The 19,540-nt window shown below is 47.2% G+C and carries 17 protein-coding genes; 11 read left to right on the top strand and 6 right to left on the bottom strand.

Going from position 1 to position 19,540, the window contains the following annotated elements:
• Nucleotides 1-29: 29 nt before the first annotated feature.
• From L4C36_RS14435 to L4C36_RS14410, 6 genes are all read left to right on the top strand, one after another.
• Nucleotides 30-1,259: a PqiA/YebS family transporter subunit gene (locus L4C36_RS14435; protein WP_428478503.1), complete on the top strand. Its 1,230-nt coding sequence runs from the start codon at nt 30-32 to the stop codon at nt 1,257-1,259.
• On the top strand, nt 1,207-3,834 hold the full coding sequence (locus L4C36_RS14430) for an MlaD family protein (RefSeq protein WP_428478502.1): 2,628 nt from the start codon (nt 1,207-1,209) through the stop codon (nt 3,832-3,834). Before L4C36_RS14435 ends, L4C36_RS14430 begins: the two co-directional genes overlap by 53 nt.
• A 114-nt stretch (nt 3,835-3,948) precedes the next feature.
• A complete protein-coding gene (rsmF, locus tag L4C36_RS14425) occupies nt 3,949-5,379 on the top strand; it encodes a 16S rRNA (cytosine(1407)-C(5))-methyltransferase RsmF (RefSeq protein ID WP_428478501.1) in 1,431 nt (476 codons plus the stop codon).
• Between the two features lie 569 nt (nt 5,380-5,948).
• A complete protein-coding gene (locus tag L4C36_RS14420) occupies nt 5,949-6,536 on the top strand; it encodes an FMN-dependent NADH-azoreductase (protein ID WP_428478500.1) in 588 nt (195 codons plus the stop codon).
• A 182-nt stretch (nt 6,537-6,718) separates the two neighbouring features.
• The gene (locus L4C36_RS14415; RefSeq protein WP_428478499.1) at nt 6,719-7,189 is read left to right on the top strand and encodes a hypothetical protein; all 471 of its coding nucleotides are present in this window, start codon (nt 6,719-6,721) and stop codon (nt 7,187-7,189) included.
• Nucleotides 7,190-7,378: 189 nt separating this feature from the next.
• Nucleotides 7,379-7,957, top strand: coding sequence for a hypothetical protein (locus tag L4C36_RS14410; protein WP_428478498.1), 579 nt, complete (start codon nt 7,379-7,381; stop codon nt 7,955-7,957).
• A 181-nt stretch (nt 7,958-8,138) separates the two neighbouring features.
• Here L4C36_RS14410 and L4C36_RS14405 read toward each other — a convergent pair whose 3' ends face one another.
• The 3 genes from L4C36_RS14405 to L4C36_RS14395 form a co-directional block, all read right to left on the bottom strand.
• Nucleotides 8,139-9,737, bottom strand: coding sequence for a BCCT family transporter (locus tag L4C36_RS14405; protein ID WP_428478497.1), 1,599 nt, complete (start codon nt 9,735-9,737; stop codon nt 8,139-8,141).
• A gap of 365 nt (nt 9,738-10,102) precedes the next feature.
• The gene (locus tag L4C36_RS14400) at nt 10,103-11,185 is read right to left on the bottom strand and encodes a hypothetical protein (protein ID WP_428478496.1); all 1,083 of its coding nucleotides are present in this window, start codon (nt 11,183-11,185) and stop codon (nt 10,103-10,105) included.
• A gap of 433 nt (nt 11,186-11,618) precedes the next feature.
• Nucleotides 11,619-12,572, bottom strand: a complete 954-nt coding sequence (locus L4C36_RS14395) for a Gfo/Idh/MocA family protein (RefSeq protein WP_428478495.1) — start codon at nt 12,570-12,572, stop codon at nt 11,619-11,621.
• A 183-nt stretch (nt 12,573-12,755) separates the two neighbouring features.
• Here L4C36_RS14395 and L4C36_RS14390 point away from each other — a divergent pair, with 183 nt between their 5' ends.
• Nucleotides 12,756-13,493 (top strand): phosphatase PAP2 family protein, encoded by a 738-nt coding sequence (locus L4C36_RS14390; protein ID WP_428478494.1) that lies wholly within the window; start codon nt 12,756-12,758, stop codon nt 13,491-13,493.
• Between the two features lie 156 nt (nt 13,494-13,649).
• On the opposite strand, the gene L4C36_RS14385 is transcribed toward L4C36_RS14390, so the two are convergent.
• The gene (locus tag L4C36_RS14385) at nt 13,650-14,012 is read right to left on the bottom strand and encodes an XRE family transcriptional regulator (protein ID WP_428478493.1); all 363 of its coding nucleotides are present in this window, start codon (nt 14,010-14,012) and stop codon (nt 13,650-13,652) included.
• Between the two features lie 274 nt (nt 14,013-14,286).
• Between L4C36_RS14385 and L4C36_RS14380 the strand changes: the two genes are divergently transcribed.
• Nucleotides 14,287-14,685, top strand: coding sequence for a hypothetical protein (locus L4C36_RS14380; RefSeq protein WP_428478492.1), 399 nt, complete (start codon nt 14,287-14,289; stop codon nt 14,683-14,685).
• Nucleotides 14,686-14,778: 93 nt separating this feature from the next.
• Nucleotides 14,779-15,246, top strand: a complete 468-nt coding sequence (locus L4C36_RS14375; RefSeq protein WP_428478491.1) for a DUF411 domain-containing protein — start codon at nt 14,779-14,781, stop codon at nt 15,244-15,246.
• Nucleotides 15,247-15,337: 91 nt separating this feature from the next.
• Here the strand turns inward: L4C36_RS14375 and L4C36_RS14370 are convergent, their stop codons facing one another.
• On the bottom strand, nt 15,338-16,303 hold the full coding sequence (locus L4C36_RS14370) for a hypothetical protein (RefSeq protein ID WP_428478490.1): 966 nt from the start codon (nt 16,301-16,303) through the stop codon (nt 15,338-15,340).
• Nucleotides 16,304-16,424: 121 nt separating this feature from the next.
• Between L4C36_RS14370 and L4C36_RS14365 the strand changes: the two genes are divergently transcribed.
• Together L4C36_RS14365 and L4C36_RS14360 are read left to right on the top strand one after the other, a co-directional pair.
• On the top strand, nt 16,425-17,120 hold the full coding sequence (locus L4C36_RS14365) for a DUF2786 domain-containing protein (protein ID WP_428478489.1): 696 nt from the start codon (nt 16,425-16,427) through the stop codon (nt 17,118-17,120).
• A 226-nt stretch (nt 17,121-17,346) separates the two neighbouring features.
• Nucleotides 17,347-18,651, top strand: coding sequence for an inosine/guanosine kinase (locus L4C36_RS14360; protein WP_428478488.1), 1,305 nt, complete (start codon nt 17,347-17,349; stop codon nt 18,649-18,651).
• A 129-nt stretch (nt 18,652-18,780) separates the two neighbouring features.
• On the opposite strand, the gene L4C36_RS14355 is transcribed toward L4C36_RS14360, so the two are convergent.
• On the bottom strand, nt 18,781-19,419 hold the full coding sequence (locus tag L4C36_RS14355; RefSeq protein WP_428478487.1) for a DUF805 domain-containing protein: 639 nt from the start codon (nt 19,417-19,419) through the stop codon (nt 18,781-18,783).
• Nucleotides 19,420-19,540: the final 121 nt, after the last annotated feature.

The following is a 19,540-nucleotide window of genomic DNA, read 5'->3' as shown; positions in this document are numbered from 1 at the left end:
CTTTTTGTTTTATAAAGGATTAACGTTCAATGACCACTGCGAGACTATGCCCAGATTGCGATCTGCCAGTGTTGCCACAGGTCGCTGAAAATGGGCAAAGTGCTTACTGTCCACGCTGCAATGCCCGACTCTATCGTGGCGGTTACTTTCGCTTCTCCAGTGAATTTGCCATTGCGCTGACCTGTTTAATCCTGATGGTTCCGGCACACCTGTTTCCTATGATCACCATTCGGCTGTTTGGTGTGATGATCCCTGCGACGCTGCCTTCTGGCACCATCGCGCTTGCCGCTGATTTCCCTGCCGTCGCCTTCTTAATCCTATTTTGTAGCTCCATCGCCCCTTTTCTTGTCTGTGGTTCAGTGATCACCGCACAAATTGGCTTACGATTCCGTCGCTTTAACCTATTCAGGCATTCCATGTGGATCATCAGTCACCTTAAGCACTGGGCCATGTTTGATGTCTTTCTGGTCAGTTTGGGGATTTCCTGTTTCAAGGTCCAAGACTATGCCGACATTTTTGTTGGCCCCGGCCTGTATAGCTTAGTGATGCTGCAAGTCTTGATGGCTGTTTTACTGTCACGTATCAGTATTAGTCGTTATTGGGAAACCTGGCAGCCAGAAACCGAACACGATGCCACAGAACAATCGTTCCATTGCCACCAATGCCACATGACACAAGGGGATCACGCCCACTGTATTCGTTGTGGGAGCGCACTGTACAAACGTATGCCAATGGCGATTCAAAAAACATGGGCGTACTTAATTGCGGCGACCGTTTTCATCTTCCCCGCCAACCTTTACCCCATTTCTATTTTTTTGAATAACGGGAAACGGGCAGAAGACACCATTTTTTCTGGCGTGGCACATCTGGTGAAAACCGACATGCTGGGCATTGCCATTATTATCTTTGTCGCCAGTATTATTGTGCCTGTGGCGAAAATACTGGGATTGGCGTACATCTTGCTGACAATTCAATTTAATCGCCGCATCCACCACCTTCAGCGGATGAAGCTTTATCGCTTCATCCAAATGATCGGTAAATGGTCAATGATGGACTTATTCGTTATCTCCATCATGGTCGCCTTGATTGACCGCGACCAGATACTGGACTTTACCCCCGGCCCCGGAGCCATTGCCTTCGGTGTTGTCGTGGTCTTAACCATGCTTGCAGCAGAAAGCTTAGATTCTCGTCTGATATGGGACAACTATGAACAACGGACTCAACCATCAACAACCCGAGCCTGTGAAAATAAGGCGTGATCGGGGGATCTCTCCCTTATGGATCCTACCGGTGTTAGCTTTAATTCTGGCAGGTTGGCTTGTTTTTAAAGCAGTCAATGACGCCGGTGAGCGCATTAAAATTCATTTCAATGATGCGGCGGGTTTAATCGCAGGGCGTACAACCATCCGTTATCAAGGGCTGGAAGTGGGTATCGTGCGTGATGTGAATCTCTCCTCTGATCTACAAAGCATCTATGTAGAGGCTGACATCTACCCAGAAGCCGTGCGTACCCTCAAAGATGGTACCCGATTCTGGCTGGTCAAACCCAAAGCCTCTATTACCGGTATTTCTGGCCTAGACGCCTTAGTATCCGGTAACTATATCGCACTGCAACCTGGGCCGGGTAAGTTCGCCAGTGAATTCACGGCGCTGGACTCTCAACCGGCTGACACCCCTGTGGGTGACGGGCTAAAAATACAACTGCGCGCCCCCAACCTTGGCTCCATCAATATTGGCTCGCAAGTGCTGTATAAAAAGATCCCTGTCGGTGAGGTCTACAACTACACCCTGAGCAATAACAAAAAACGTGTAGTCATTGATGTGTTGATCAAGCCACAGTATGGCGAACTCGTTACCAACAAGAGCCGCTTTTGGAATGTCAGCGGCATGAGCGCTAACATTGGTTTTAATGGCGTCGATGTCCAGTTTGAAAGCCTATCGGCCATGATCAGTGGTGCGATTGCCTTTGACTCACCGGATGAAGGCTTACCGATTGAACCCAATCACCTGTTCCGCCTCTACCCTGACTTAAATACGGCAGGCCGTGGTATTGCCATTAAGATTGAGCTACCGGAAGGCAACAACATCAGTACCAGTGGTGCGCCTATCGTGTACCGAGGTTTGCAAATCGGCCAAATTTCCGATTTACGTTTAGATGAAGACCGCCAAAAAATCATTGCTCATGCGGCCATTGAGCCAAGCATGAGTGATTTGCTGACCACTGGTTCTCGCCTGTTATTGGAAGAAGCAGAACTATCACTCAATGGCGTGAAGAACATCGGTAACCTTATTCGCGGTAACTTCCTGACTCTGATCCCCGGTGAAGGCGACGCAACCCGTCAGTTTGTTGCCATTAGCCAAGATGAACTGCAAGAGCAACAGCCGGGTGTGGCAAACTTTGCCTTGTATGCCAGCGAAAGTTTCGGCATTAAACGCGGCACCAAATTGATGCACCGTGGCATTGAAGTCGGCCGCGTAAAATCCGTTAAGCTCGATGGCAAACATGTACGTTTCAATGTAATTGTCCGTCCGGAATACACCCAATTGGTTCGCTCACAAAGCCGCTTCTATATCGACGGAGGCATTAAAGCCAACTTGAGTGCGCAGGGGTTGGATGTGTCTGTTCCCCCAGCCGATCAACTGATCACGCAAGCGATCAGCTTTACCAGCAGCGGCGGCCAGAAGATTCAATCACAATATCCTCTGTATAAGAGCCACCAACTCGCGACACTTGCGGCTGAAAAAGCACAAGGCGTCGGCGCGGTAACACTGTATGCCGATGCACTACCACCGGTTTCAGCCGGCAGCCCGGTACTGTATCGCAACATGCAGGTGGGTGAAGTCAAAGACTATGCCCTATCCCGTGACGGTGTCACTCTTTCGCTCAATATTGAGAATAAATACCGCCACTTGATCACGGCAGATACCGTGTTCTGGAACCGTTCAGGTGTCGAAGTTGATGCAGGGTTAGGCGGCGTGAAAATCAAAGCCGACCCACTCTCAACGTTAATCAAAGGTGGCATCGCTTTTGATAACATGAAAGGGATCAGTAACCGTTCGGGTTCACGCTATAAGCTCTACCCAAGCTTCAATGATGCTAAAGACTTTGGTTTACTCATTTCCATGGTCGCGAAAGATGCCAAATCCATTGCGGTCAATACCGATATCCGCTACCAAGGCGTGAACGTGGGTAAAGTGGTGGAAACCACCCCTGACTTCACCCAAGGCAACGTGATGGTGAAAGCGCGTCTGTTCCCGAAATATGCCGATTTACTGGCAAAATCGGACAGCTATTTCTGGGTCGTAACACCAAAAATCAGCCTGACAGGCGCCAAAGATCTTGATACTTTGATCAGCAGCTACATTGCTGTGACGCCAGGTAAAGGCACGTATTCACAGACCTTTACCCTCGGCACGGCAGAGTTAATCAACGCTGGCCTGACCGTGGTGCTGGAAAGTGAAAACCGCGATTCCATTTCGGAAGGCACCCCGCTGCTTTACCGTGATATTCAGGTCGGTCAGGTTGTCGATGTCGCTCTGGGTGAGTTGGCCGATCGCGTCATCATCAAAGCACAGATAGAACACGCTTACAGCCATCTTGTACGCACTGATTCTGTGTTTTGGAATGTCTCAGGTGTGGATGTCACCATTGGGCTGACTGGTGCTAATGTACAAACGGGCACCGTTGATAGCTTACTGCGCGGCGGCATCGCATTTGCTACACCGGAAGAACAACCCCTGTCACCCAAAGCCAAAGCCGAGAGCCACTTCTTGCTTCACCAAACGGTGGATCCGGAATGGAAAACATGGCGTACCGCGATCCCGAAACACTGATCCGGTTTCCCTTCTTCTCTCCCCACTGAAAGGAGCGCATTGCGCTCCTTTCTTTTTACGTCCTGAATCACAAATGGTAAACTCTGCTCACTGCTAGATAATCGAGACATTCCCTTGCACCCTAATATCCATATCCCCGACGCTTTCATTGAACAAATCCGCCAAATCATTCCTGCCCATCTTGATTTAGATGAGTTCATTGCGATTTGTAAGACCCCGTTGCGTCGTAGTATTCGTGTGAATACCTTAAAAATCAGCGTTGACGATTTTCTAGCGCGCGTAGCTGACAAAGACTGGACCCTCACCCCTGTGCCTTGGTGTGATACCGGCTTTTGGATTGAGCGTGAAGACGAGAACACCGTGTCGCTGGGCAATACCGCTGAGCACATGGCGGGCTTGTTCTACATTCAAGAAGCCAGTTCCATGATGCCTGTGACGGCCTTGCTAAAAGATAACGACGCCCTCAACTGCGTGTTAGACATGGCTTCCGCACCAGGCTCTAAAACCACCCAAATTGCGTGTGCCATGCAAAACCGTGGTGCACTGGTTGCCAACGAATTGGCGGCGAGTCGCATTAAAGTACTGCACGCCAACTTACAACGTTGTGGTGTGTACAACGCAGCCCTGACCCACTTTGACGGTTGTGTGTTTGGTGGTTGGGCACCAGAAGCGTTCGACTCTATCTTGCTGGATGCACCATGCTCTGGCGAAGGTGCGATCCGAAAAGATGATGATGCGATGGAAAACTGGAGCTTGGCGTCTGTTGAAGATATCGCCAGCGTTCAGCGTGATTTGATCATCAGCGGTTTCCAAGCCTTGAAACCGGGCGGTGTGATGGTGTACTCAACCTGCACCTTAAACCTGAGTGAAAACCAAAAAGTGTGCCAACACTTGAAAGATACATTCGGTGAGGCGGTCGCGTTTGAATCGCTGGCGGATCTGTTTGATGGTGCAGAAAAAGCGCTGACAGAAGAAGGCTTCTTGCACGTTTACCCGCAAATTTACGACAGCGAAGGCTTCTTCGTGGCGCGTATTCGCAAATTAGCGGCGGTTGAATCCCCTGCGGTCAAAAAACGCAAAGGCAAGTTCCCGTTCTCACCCGCATCCGACAAAGATGCAGAAGCGATCGCAGAGCATTTTAAAGCCGATATCGACATGGCCATTCCTGCAGGTAGCGATCTTTGGTTACGCGATAAAGAAGTTTGGTTGTTCCCTGCTCAGCTGCGTAATCTGTTGGATGAAATTCGCTTCCAGCGCATTGGCATCAAATTGGCAGAACAGCACAAGAAAGGCTATCGCTGGCAGCACGAGGCCATCATGACACTGGCCAAAGGCAATGAAAGCACTGCGATTGCGTTAACATCGGCACAAGCGAAAGAATGGTTCATGGGTCGCGACATTCGCCCAGAAGACCTTTCAGGTAAAGGCGAAGTGATTGTGACCTACCGTGACTACCCAATTGGGATCGGTAAATGGGTGGGTAATCGTATTAAAAATGGTCTGCCGCGAGAATTAGTGCGCGACACGAACCTTTTTGATATTTAAGCCTGACGCACAACGGTAAATGCGCACGGCACGCACTCAACCTCATCGTCGTCAAAACGTGTACGGTCAGTCGGTCATAAAGCAGATCAAGTAACTGCCATATAATTACGCGCCGCGTGGTATTTTTTTGTTAAGTATCAGAGTTGAATAACATTCTCTTTACTAAAACTGGCAAATGATGCTGCGTGAACTACCATTGATAGTGTAATTGATCTCCATTTACTAACCAGTTAGCGCAAGGCTCTCACGAGCCATTCCCCTAAGCCCGAGACAGGAGTCGTTTCGGGCTATTTTTTGTCTTTTTCATTATGTTTGAATTTTTCGTCCTTCCTATCCATCAGGCTCTCTCTTCTCGTTCAATTCAACGAGACAATATCCCATCGTTTTGCAAACACCCTGTTTATTCCTAGATATAGGGAACTCGCCCTCCTCAGTTTAACGAAAAAAACTTGTTCGAATTTTTCGAATATATAGCCCAGATTTTTCCGCTATCCTGATCCATCACGTCACCGTATAGTATGTACATACCTTACAGACAACGTATAAAACAGAGATTAAGGACACAAACAATGGCAAACGTACTCGTAATTAAATCAAGCATTCTTGGCGACTACTCTCAATCTAACGGCCTGATCGACCACCTGGTTGATAGCCTAGAAACCGCATCTATCATTGAGCGTGATTTAGCGACGACACCCGTACCCGTCCTTGATGGTGAAATTGCAGGGGGTTTACGCGGTGGCGATAACCTGACCCAAAAGCAGCAAGACGCATTGAACTTGTCTAACCAACTGATTGATGAGATTCACGCCAGCGACACCCTTGTTATCGGCGCGCCAATGTACAATTTCTCTATCCCAACACAATTGAAGAACTGGTTTGACTTAATCGCGCGTGCTGGCGTCACGTTCAGCTACACAGAGAACGGTCCTGTTGGCCTACTAACCGGTAAGAAAGTGATTGTCGTAACGACACGTGGTGGCATGCACAAAGATGGCGCAACAGACACCATGGTGCCTTACCTGAAAACCATTTTGGGCTTTGTCGGTATGACCGATGTGCAATTTGTCTATGCCGAAGCCCTGAACATGGGTGAAGAGATGGCAAGCAAAGGCCTAGAAAACGCGAAAGCTGAAATCGCAAGCCTCGCAAAATAAGCATTATACCGAGCCCCAACGACACACAACCCCCTTCCTGTTGTATGTCGTTGGGGCTTTTTTATTTATCCGGCTCACACATTTTCCTCTTCTTTCAGTAATCTATCGCAATCCTGTTTATCTTCTGGCATAGAAAGATACCTTCGAAAATTGAACGACATCATCAAGAACGGAAGCTAACTATGTACTCAACAAACCCTTTTACTGATCCCGATAGAGCCGCCATTTGGGAAATGCTGGTCACGCGTGATATCAAAGCCTATTGCGATGCCGACTGGCGTCAGGTCGAAAATGATTTTATCGAAGACGAATTCTTTGCCGTCAATGCAGGTAAACAGGCCGACCCCGGCGCTTGGGATCTCGCGTTTTCGAGTATTGCGCATTACAGGGATGAATGGGTAAAACAAGCCAAGCTAGCCGCAGACACCGAGTACGCAGAACCCCTAGAAGCCGCCGTGCATGCGGCAACGACGCTAGAAAGCATTATCATTGAAAATGGCCGCGCCATTGCTCGTAAACAATTCAATGGCGAAATCAAACGCGCAGACGGCCAAAACGATACGCTGCTATGGCAAACCCTGTATTACCTCAAGCACACCCCACAAGGCTGGAAAATTTGCGGCTTTACCGGTTACTTGCCTTACACGGCTTAAATTTTCAACGCTGATTTTCCTCCTCCATTTTACGGATTCCCTTGCTGTGCCTTCATGGCAAGGGACGCCATACGCATGTGTCATACTTTGTCTTACGCCTGCGACGACGGCATCTATACTGATAAAGTCATAATCTATGACCTTGTGAATGACACCATGATGTCATTTTAATCAGTTGGAGTTAATATCATGGTTACTCCCCGTAAAACAAAACACTGTCTCGCGGTTGCCCTGTCTTGCAGCCTGCTCTCTTTTTCCGCTATGGCTGATGACAGCGCCACAAGCAGTAAAGCACTTAGCGCTGACGAACTCATGACCGACCGAATTGGTCGCGCGCGTTCTGCCGCGCCTGAATCTATCAGTCATAAAGCCACTATCATTGTCGATGGGAAAGTCGTGGTCAAAGGCACCAATGGCTGGACATGCTTGCCTGATACCTTCCCCGGTGATGGCATGCCAATGTGTAACGATGCGGTATGGATGGAAATGCTGTCTGCAATGATGAAAAAAGAGGATTTCAACGCGACCAAGATCGGCATCTCTTACATGCTACAGGGGGATCGCGGGGCGGGTGTCAGTAACAGTGACCCTTTCCACAAAGAACCCAAGAAAGCCAAAGACTATGTGGAAACAGGCCCACACTTAATGATCATCGTGCCAAAAGAAATGCTTGCCGGCATCACGGATGATCCCAGCACCGGTGGCCCTTATGTGATGTGGAAAGATACCCCGTATGTGCACATCATGGTGCCCGTGGCAGACAAATAACGGCATACTTGGGCATATTACGGCTATCAAGCACTAATCGCCGGCTACTCTATGGCGAATCAACAACGATCGACGATTTTCATGTCCGTTTTCAAGGCGCAAAAAAATGGCCCGATACTCACCGTATCGGGCCATTGCTATTCATCTTATCTTACGACGACGGGTCTTGCGACTAATGCGATCAGTACGATGAGGAATTCACCGCCTTCTCAGACGACCAACGCATACTCGCCTGCGCTAAACCGTCTGATTGTGCTTGCTGCTGAGTTTCACGCTTGGCTTCCATACGCAACACAGCCAAAGGCCCCGTCACCAGCGTTGCTGCAATCAATAGTGAAACCGGCACCGCCGTAATTACAATGAATGATTGCAACGCACCCAGACCGCCATCACCTGCCACCAGCAAAACGGCAGCAATACAGCCCATCACAACCGCCCAAAACAGACGCTGTGTTTTCGTTGGCTGATTATCACCCGACACGACCATCGCAATGGAATACGCCATGGAATCACCCGTTGTCACAACGAACGTGGTGGTCAACACCAAAAAGGCCGGGATCAACACCTCGTTAAACGGTAGCTGCGCCAGAGAGGCCAACAATACCGCGGGTAGCCCAGACTCGGCCAATGGCCCTGCAATCACACCCGGTGTTTGCAGCTCAAAGAAAATACCGGTGCCGCCCAATACGGTAAACCAGAAGTTCGTCACAATCGGGGCAGCAATCGCTACGGTGATCACCAACTCTCGAATGGTACGGCCTTCAGAGATACGGGCAATAAAAATCGCCATCATTGGAGCAAACCCAATGAACCATCCCCAGAAGAACCATGTCCACCATTGATTCCATTCAGGGGCATCGGTGTTCACACTCATTTCAGGCAAGTGTTGCAAGTATGCACCAAAGGCAAGACCAAAGTGTTCAAAAATAAAGGCGGTCGGGCCAAACACGAGCAGAACCATGAGCAACGCAAACGCACCAATGATGTTAAAGCGGCTCAGCCATTGCAGCCCCTTATCCATACCGGTAAACGCAGACAACGAATAAATCGCGACAACAAACGCTAGAATACCCAACTGCGTTGTGGTGGTGTTTTCCAACCCTGCCACCACTTCCAAGCTATACCCTAGCTGAGAAGCTAAAAAACCAATCGGCCCAATCGTACCCGCTGCCACGGCAATGATCGCACAGGCATCAATCACCGATCCGATCCAATGCTGTTCTAACTTGTTACCCACCAAAGGATACAACAACGCGCGTGGACGCAGTTTCACTCCACCCTGATGGTGTGCATACATCAACACAATAGTTGCCAGCGTGCCTAACGCAGCCCAGGCCAAAAAGCCCCAGTGCATGAAACTTTGGCTAAGTGCCGGTACCACGGCCTCCGCCGTTTGCGATTCAATGCCTGCGAAGCTTGGTGGTAATGTCATGAAGTGATAAATCGGTTCAGCCGCTGACCAAAACACCCCGCCACCCGCTAACAAGGTACACATTATCATCGCTAACCAACGAAATGTACCAATATCCGGTGTCGTGCGAGAACCTAACCGCTGTTTACCATAGCGACTGACGGCGATCACAATCGCAATCACTGCATTCAACACCATCAACCATTGCCAGAATGGACCAAACGTATCCGTCGCCATCGCAAAAGCCGTATCAATGAGCTGCCGCACATGCGCCATATCATAGAGGGAGAAAAACAGGAACAGGCTAAAAAAGCCAATCGTTAGAGTAGAAACAGTTTTGTCAGCACCTTTCGGTGTTTTAGTCAGCATAATCATCTCACGGTTTGTGTGAGGGGCGGCACCTTAGCAGCTCAAAAAGCATCTTTCCAGAGAAATATTGCTTATTTTATTGATGGTTAGTGATTTATCGCTGTCTAAACACACGAATTTTAGTGTGATTATAGGAAGTTACAATTGTTAACAGTTATAATGCACACAAACAGCAATTCATTCGTGCACAAACAATTATTAAGGTGTTGTGTTTAAAATTTAATCGGCAAAAAAGGCAATCGGCCAATCACATAGTATGCACCGTTTACACGCACTTACCGCTTACTTTTGCAACGAAAAGCACATCACCGTGTGCATTCACTGTTGAATGTTCCGCGAAACATTCAACAGTCACGTCATCATTTTTATAGTGAATATTTATCTTTCACATCCCCGAGGTTAAGTATATTCAACCCTTTCTTATACTCATTGCGCTTCAGCCACGTGTTATATTTCGTCAATGCCGCACTCGGTTTTTGCCATTCATTTTCATTAATCGGCTTACTCCATGCTTCAAAGGTAGGATCACGGAAAGCGTGTTTCTGTTCAAACATCCTCGTGACATTATAAAAAATCACCGCAACGCGCCAACCGCTCACTTCCCACCACATGCGCTTACTCAACGAAAATGCATGGGCGGGTAGCTTTTTCGTTACACAGTAATCCTCAATCACACGACGCATCGTCATTTTTTTGGACTGATCAAATAGCTCACCATCATGACTTATCCCCTCTTCCATAAAACGACGAATCGCTTCCCACTCCATCACCGCGCTTTCTTTGTCCAACGTAAGAATCGCCTTAGACACGCCCAGCTGTTCCTCTGTCATGTCACTTTTATCATCACCAATGTATAAAACCGATTTTGCTATTTTATTCCCCTCCGTCACCACGTTTTTATCTTCAACCCAAGCACATACCAACTCCCAAGGGCAGTAACGTACCTCATACCGCTTAGATTGCTCATTCCACTTTGGCATCGCGACTTCTCGACGCTGGCGATGAAAACGAAATGGCGGTTTTTCCTTTGCTACTTTGATCGCTTTTATCAATTCAGAAACAGCAACCGCGAACATGAATAAAAGAGGAATTGAGATCACAGTAAGGCCAATGATAAAACCTGAATATTCCGCTTTAATAACAAACTCCACGCCATAAATATCTTTTACGGCATACCGTTGCACCTCAGGTAGGAACGGCCCAATAAAAGCATAAAGAAGCAATGACAACAGCGCACCAAAAGCGACGTACCGACCCGAAGCAACACCATGTAATACATTCGCGACACCGCCCCCCACATCAATGAATGTATAATTTCTCCTCAACATCGAACGGGCGTTATAATCACTCGTAAAATTGGTGTGAATGGGTAAAGGGCTGAGTATCGCTTTGGTGACACCTTTGCCTTTGATCTTCTGTCCGGCAAAGTAAGGGGAGGAACTACGCATAACAATCGTCCATGCTGAGTAAAAGTACATTGAGTCGCTATCGAGTAAACAGCGATGACCAAATCGTTGATTATGCTTTTAGCGATGGACTAACACAGCAGGTGTCGCGACTATATTCATCAAGTTGAATCGACTTCTCATATAATTTGCGACGTGTGAAACAAACGGCTCTCTATGCAGATTCAAAAAAAAAGATAGCAAAATCACAGACCATTAATTTTAATAAAATCGCAATCGAAGAAATTTCATCGTCACGCAATATTATCGCTATCACACTGAAATAAAAGGAAAGGTAGAAAATGTGTGCCAATAATGTTCGACATCTCAGTGACATCTTTTTTACTACGATAGGTATAACACAGGCTTACCTATTTTCGCTGTAATACGTCTTACTGTAATACAGACGAAAAGAATAAGCCTGTGCGCTTACATATTAACGTATTGATATACGCTGTAAGATATATTCAGCCAATCTGTGCGTATGAAGATTACGATCCGTAAAATACTGTGCCTGCTGCCCCGTTGACACAACCTCAAGCCAATGCTCAGCCATGGCAAGAAACCCTTTTGAAGCCAACATCGGCGTCCAATCGGCCAGTCGCACCCGTTGCTCTTGGTTGTGTTGCCAACAGACGCCTTCTGTCATCGAATCAAAACGATAACTTTTATTAGGATACTGTGCAGATACCGTTTCACTCGTTATGCCATGTAAGCGGTTCATGGAAGCCTGAAACAGGGCATTATTTTGCTGCCACTGCACATCAATGCGTGCTATGCGGTGCGAAGATTGATCCGTGGATACCGATTCAGTCTGGTAGGAAAGCTGCATGTCTTCCGGTTTGATAGACGCATAAACGTTAATGCTATCGAGTGGATGAATAAAGTCATCAAACACAAAGGTACGCGCTTCTCCCGGCAAGTCATGGCGGTGTTTCTCCCACCGCAATCCGCGTAAAGCGTCATGCGTATTCCCTTCCTCACCCCGCATCCCGGTAAGGTGGGTTTGGTAGAGTGGAATATACCGTCGGTTAAAACCCATAAAGATCGGTAACCGTTTACGTGCGGCTAATTCGTGTAGTCGTTCGCAATCTGCATAATTATCTGCCAGCGGTTTATCAACAAACACGGGTAACCCATGATTCAAGAAGAATTGGGCAATCTCGACATGCACCTGTGTCGCACTGTGGATCATCACCGCATCTAACCCTAGATTCACTAATTCACGGTAGTCGGTATAGCACGCGGTAATACGGTACATGGCCGCTAACTCGGCCAACCGCTGCGGTTGACGAGTACAGAACACCCATTCCACATCCGGCATTTGAGTCAGTACGGGTAAATGGGCTTTCGCCGCAATATCACCCAAGCCGATTAATGCAATCTTCATTGTCTATCCTTTTTCATCGCTCTGTTATATTCATCTACAACGGGAAAAATCGCATAGTGATTGTACACGTTTCGACATTTTGACGTTTTCTTGCATCCGCTGCCGTATAAAATGACATTTATTTTACGTTGCTGCATCTAGACTTTGTTACCATCAAATCCCTTTTTCCAATGTTATAGCGCCATGTCTTTACGTTCTTTTTTCAGTACCAAAATCCCAGGCCTGATTGCCCTGCTGGTTTTCGCCACCCTGCTATCGGGTGTGTTGATGTTTTACTCGCAAGCCAACCTTGCTGCGCCGGCTTCCGATGCTATCGGGATGTTCTTTTCATCATTGACCTTCTCTGCCGGTAATCCTGGCTTTTTGATCACCATAACGTTACTGATGACGATCCCACTGGCGTTGAGGCTCCCTCGCAAAACGGTGTGTAAACTGGGCATCCAGTTTGCCATTTTGCTGGTGTTAAGCTTTGCCGCCAAAAGTGGATTGAAACACCTCACGGAAGTCCCTCGTCCTTATACCTACGAATTGGAAGCGCTCGGCATTGTCTCCTCGCCAGAGGATTTCTATCACATGGATGAAGTAGGGAAAGATAATGCGGTACACGCAGCCAGTCAGCACATTAGCGCATGGCGCATCAAACACTGGCTAGGGGAAACCAACTATTCACTGCCTTCTGGGCATACCATTTTTGCTGCTGTGTGCGTGGTGTTCTGGGGTGGTTTTTTCTTACGCAGAAGGCGCTATTTACCGGCTGGGGTGCTGGTTCTTTGGGCTACTGGTGTGGGTGTGAGCCGTATTTGGCTGGGTATGCACTGGCCAACTGATTTACTGACCTCCATTTGCTGTGCCGCCCTGCTCTATCTATGTGTGCCGGAGTGGCAAAGTGATAACACAATCGCAGCAGACAATCACGGCTAATAATAGACAATCACAGTCAATAACAGCCTTATCACGACGCCCTTCACCTGCCGTTAAGCGGTGTGATGAAGCTGTAGGCATAAAAAAGCCCTCGTTATGAGGGCTTTTTTGTTGCTCAGTGATTAAGCTGAACCATTGCATTATCGATGACTCAACTTAAGCGGTCGTCATATCGACGCTGTGTACATATTCCACCACAATCTGGTTACCGCTATAGCGTACGTTCTTGATATCACCATCAACAATATACGTATTTGTTAACGTCACTTGGTTTGGCAACAGACTCCCGACCTGATTACGCAATGAGGGGAGCGTTAACACGGGATCAACCCCAATATAACTACAGAACTGCGTAACGAAGCGATGTTCCAATGGCACGCTACCGCGCAAGATATCTGAAAAGACCAATTGGCTGATGCCTAACTTTTTCGCCATTTCAATCTGCGTGACACGCATCTTCGCTTTGTAACTCATCCATGTGTCGTGTAGTACCTGACGGTCCTGTTCTGTGTATTGCATCCCGAAAAACCCCAAAAAGCTATAAATTTCTAATTGTAGTTATTAAATCCTACACGACCGGATTTTTTGTCAGAAAAAAGTCAGTCTTTATGACGTTGAAAGCCACGTCACACAAGGTCTCATGCCTTTACAGCCCCGTTTCGGAAGAATCCCAGTGGCGGTTCAAAGACTTGTCATTTTTTGACCTATCGCAATTTTCTTTCCATCTTGTGATTGTGATTTCGTGACATTGATAGATATAATTAGCGTTATGTTTAGGATGTATGGTTCGCGGATGCGCTTACAGCAATTGATCACAAAATGTGTTATCGCCTTGATGCTGATTATTTCAGCCTCTTTTGGCGTCAGTGCATCTGTATCAATCAGCCATAGCATGCCAACCGAACTGCGTGCACATTGCATGATGAACATGCCAGATGCCGCCGAGTGCTGCGCGGCTATGATGGTGCATGATCTTACCGCGATGTCTGCCACCGATAACGACCACACCACGCACCCTTCCAGCGATTCCTGTTGCAGTGATACCGAATGTCACTCTCATAGCCTGAATATGGCGATTTTAGCTGACACCTTGGCTTACCAAACGTTTAAACCCACACAAGGGTTTGATGATCGCGAAGGTGAGCGCCTGTCATACACAGAGTTCATTTTCCGTCCTCCTACTACCTGTTGATTGTTTGCCATTCCCTTTGATGCATTCAAGCGCTCTGTTGCGCATGCATCTGTCGATATAAACAATGTATATATAATGTATAAACAGGTAATAATGATGAAATTAACTCAACACGCTTCTTTGGTAAAAACACTGGCTGTGGCTGCTCTACTGACTTTCACCGCATCAGCAAATGCCGCTAAATACACAGGCACAAACTATCAGTCACCGTACTGTGGATGCTGTAAAGAGTGGGTAAAACACATGGAAGAGAACGGCATCGAACTGGATGTCGTGTACGAAGAAAATCTAACACCATTGAAAATTAAGCTGGGTATTCGTCCTGAATACGCTTCATGTCACACGGCTGAAATTAATGGCTATGCGTTTGAAGGCCATGTGCCGGCCAATGAAGTGATCCGCTTTCTTGAATCTCAGCCAAAGCGCATGAAAGGCCTTGCGGTAGGCGGTATGCCTATGGGGTCACCGGGCATGGAATATAACGACCAAAAAGACCCGTATAACGTGTTAGCGTTCGATAAAAACGGCAAAACCATGGTGTGGTCTCGCGAAAACCAATAACGGTTATCACTGCCCCCATGGATGATCCAATGGAATAACAAACACAAAAAAGGCGCTTATAGCGCCTTTTTTCTTATCCCAGCAATGTCACCTAGGCCAATTGATCAAACCAAGCACGGTTTGGGTCTTGTTCTCGTGCCCACTGCATGTCGATTTCACGCTGTTCTAGGTAAATTTGCATCGCATTGAAATAGGTGAATGCCGTCAGCTCTGAATCTTGACCAAAGTGTGCAAAAAACGCATCTTCCTGCGCCGCTAATTGTGACAACGTCACAACCCCATACTTGAATAACCACTGAATGGCATGCGCTGGCATGACGGTTCGATGAAGAATAAATTCTTGAATCGCCGGCAATGCAACGTCGATCCCTGCCTGCTGAGTGCGCGCCGGCAAAAATAAAGCCGCCTCTTCCGCTAATAAGGCTCGCAGACTGGCAACACTCGCCGCCCGCTCTTGGGCAGAATAGCCATAGGTCATTTTGGCAAACCGAATGGCATAGGTCAGCTTATCTCGCCCCACCACTTCGACTACATCTTCCAGATACGGCTGAGGGATGGCATACGCTTTCGCCAGTTGTTCAATCGCCTGCTGCAAACTGGTGTAAGTCACGCCATCAAACTGCACATGAAACGCACAACTGAACGCCGTCACCGGCTGGCCATCAATCACCAGTGGCCACCCCGTGTAGTTCACGCGCCCCTTAGCAATTTCGTACATCGCCCATGCGCTTTCCCTGAAACCTTCAAGCGCCTTACCTTCAAACTCGCAGTCTTCCAGCTCTTCCTGCGTCCAGTTAATGCCAATCTGTAAGTGCTTCTCGTATTTACGGTGCAATTGCGCTTTCACCTTGTCCCGCAGAATGTCTAATCCACTGACTTTCATGGGTTTACATAACGAAAAACACTCCTGACAACAAGGCACTCGAATCGGCAGTGTTTGCTGCTCATAGTTGGGCGCGGCCATAAAGGCATGAGAGTCAAAATACGGCTCCCCGCAAAACCAGCAGGTATGTCGGTATTCAAAAGGCACATCTATTTCTTGGTAAGACAATGTCATAACATGTTTTTTATCAATGAAACACGCGTGTTATTATGCGACATCAGCCTTACAAAGGGAATTGTGCTATAGGGATGTTCACGTTAAAATATCCGACCTTTTTCAACCATGGTGTGACCGAATGTCTGAACAGAAGCGAAAGGCGCTGAAGAAAATTGCAAAATGCCTCGAGCTAGGTAACTCGGCGAATGTCAATGAAGCCGCCCAAGCCATAAAGATGGCCCACCGTTTAATGCTCAAATATGGTCTGGAAAAAGACGATATTGAATTCATCAAAATGGGCAAAACCAAAACAGCCACCTTGCTGCCTACTGACATCAGCCCTCAGATATTGAAGATCATACGTGGCATTAACCGCCGCTTTGGCGTTGAATGCGTGCTAACCAATCATAAGGGATTGAAGCAAGCTGAATTTATCGGTATGGCCGAACGCGCCATTTTTGCCGCTTTCGCTTTTGACGTTGTTTATCGCGAGATGAACCAACAAACCGGCCAATTCCGTAACAGCTTCCAAGGATCGGGCACCAGTAATCCTGAGATTACCCGTCGTGTCTCTTCTTTCCTTGCGGGTTGGTTAGAAGGCGCCTTAGAAAAGTTGCCTGTGCTCACCACCGATGACGACCACGACCAACGCATGTCGAATTTCATTGATAAAGAGTTTGAAAACCTCGACCGTGAAACCTTCAAAAAGCAACTGCAAGAAGCCATGAAAGCGTTGACCGCCGATTATGAAAAAGGAATGAAAAAGGGACGCGCAATTTCAGTTAACCGTCCCGTAGGCGGCACAAGAGCACACGCTCCAAAACTGCTGTCATAGCCCTCTTCACACTCTTGCTATTTAGACAAAGAAACAGCCGATGAAGCGGCTGTTTTTTTGTTTGTGAAATAGACAGTTACCAAGTCGCACATGGCTCCACCGTCGTTATCGCGTAAAATTTCGGCAGTCAATTCACTCATGTCATCTTATTGTCATGAAGTGGGATGTAAATCGCATTTCTGTGATACAATGAAACAAAATCCCCTTTAACCGATAGCCTTCAGACATGAAATTCCCTGGTCAGCGTAAATCCAAGCATTACTTTCCAGTCAATGCCCGCGATCCATTAGTTGCTCAAATTCAGCAAGAAAATCCGCTATCTCGTACCCACTTAGTCGGTGTTGGTCAAACCATCGTAGATATCGAAGCGCGTATTGATGATGAGTTTCTTGCTCGCCATAACCTGAGTAAAGGGCATTCATTAGTGCTTGCCGAAGATAAAGCCGAATTGCTCTACCAAGAGCTCAAAGAGCTCAATCTGATCAGCCATGAATATCCTGGTGACACCATTGGTAACACCCTGCACAACTACTCTGTGCTGGCAGATGATAAATCGATTCTTCTGGGTGTCATGAGCCAAGATCTTAAGATTGGTTCTTACGCTTACCGTTATCTGTGCAACACATCAAGCCGTATGGATCTTGATTACTTGCAACCTGTTGATGGTCCTATCGGTCGCTGCTACACCTTGATCACCGAAGACGGTGAGCGCACTTTCGCCATTAACGAAGGTGAAATGAACCAGCTTAAACCAGAATTCGTACCAGAATGTGCATTTGAAAATGCGTCAGCCCTTGTTCTTTCTTCTTATTTGGTACGTGGTAAGCCTGGCGATCCTATGACGGATTCAGCGCTAAAAGCCATCGAGTACGCGAAAAAACACAGTGTGCCTGTTGTTCTGACACTGGGCACGAAGTACGTGATCGAAGGTAAGCAGGAATGGTGGATTGAATTTTTGAAAGATCACGTCACTTGCGTGGCGATGAATGAAGAAGAAGCGGAAGCGCTAACTGGCGAGAAAGATCCACTGGTTGCCGCCGATAAAGCGCTTGAGTGGGTTGACTTGGTACTGTGCACTGCAGGGCCTGTTGGTTTATACATGGCCGGTTACACCGAAGATGAACTTAAACGTGAATCGACGCTACCATTGTTACCGGGTCGCATTGCCGAATTCAATAAGTATGAATTTAGCCGTCCAATGAAGAAGTCAGCGTGTGAAAAACCAGTTCGTGTGTATTCTCACATTGCCCCTTACTTGGGTGGTCCGGTTGAAATCAAAAACACCAACGGCGCTGGGGATGCTGCGCTGTCTGCCCTGTTACATGACATGTCAGCCAACCGCTACCATAAAGCAAACGTGCCAAACTCAGCCAAACACGCGGATGATTTTTTGAGCTACTCATCGTTCTCTCAGATCTGTCAGTACTCTAACCGCGTCAGCTACGAAGTATTGACACAACACGCCCCTCGCCTATCGCGTGGCCTGCCTGAGCGTGAAGACTGCCTAGAAGAAGCGTACTGGGAACGTTAACCTGTTCTTAGATTGCTACTGATAAAAAAGCCCGTAAGGGCTTTTTTTGTGTCTTCAGTTTAGAGTCCACTTACTGGAGAAAAACGTACAGCGAACCACTGTTTATCCATTGCTACTTTCTATGCTACATTACGCATTAAATTGTTGTGGTGTTTTATCGTTCGTATTGCCGTTCCCCGAAGAGCCGCCACTTGGCATATTACGACGAGCATAATTCTCAGGGGTAAACAGTAAATAGAGAGCAAGAATTAGACCAGCGATCCCAATCTCTACCCCCAACTCAATCAATATTCCATCGATGATTGTCGCAATGATAACCGCAATCAAATAATACCAACCTTGATGCCCAATGTTTTTCCAACGCGCGACTGACAATGACACTGTTCCCCACAACCCTAATAAAGCAAGTATAATCAGCATCCCCAGTGAAGAGCCACCATCCATCGAACCTTCAAGACTCATCGCGAGTCCCACAACAATTGCAACAAACACAGTCCCCGCAATTAAACTGATCCCTAAGTAAGGCAGTCGCCTTAACGCATTTGTTCTAAAAAACAATAAATTATAAAGACTTAATGAGATGATTTCACGCCCAAAAGATAAACTAAAATACTCCACTGCACGTTCTGGTGTCGGAGCATCAACGCCTTCACTAACAACGCGAAAACCTTGTGCGGCCAACTGACTAATTTCTAGATTGCTATGCGGTTGAGATATATCAATCGCAACGCGAACACTATCCCTTTCTAAAATTTTGTATTTATTCATCTCATTCCCTTCCAATCACTCATTTTCTACAACTTGATTTTTATTTAAATAAATCCTAATTTTTCCTATTTCATCATCTTCATTATATAAAATAAGGTAAAGTGCTAATAATAAACTAAAC

Origin of the sequence: Photobacterium japonica (assembly GCF_050337005.1) — a bacterium.
Lineage (GTDB): Bacteria > Pseudomonadota > Gammaproteobacteria > Enterobacterales > Vibrionaceae > Photobacterium > Photobacterium japonica.
This window is presented reverse-complemented; position numbering and strand designations above follow the sequence as displayed.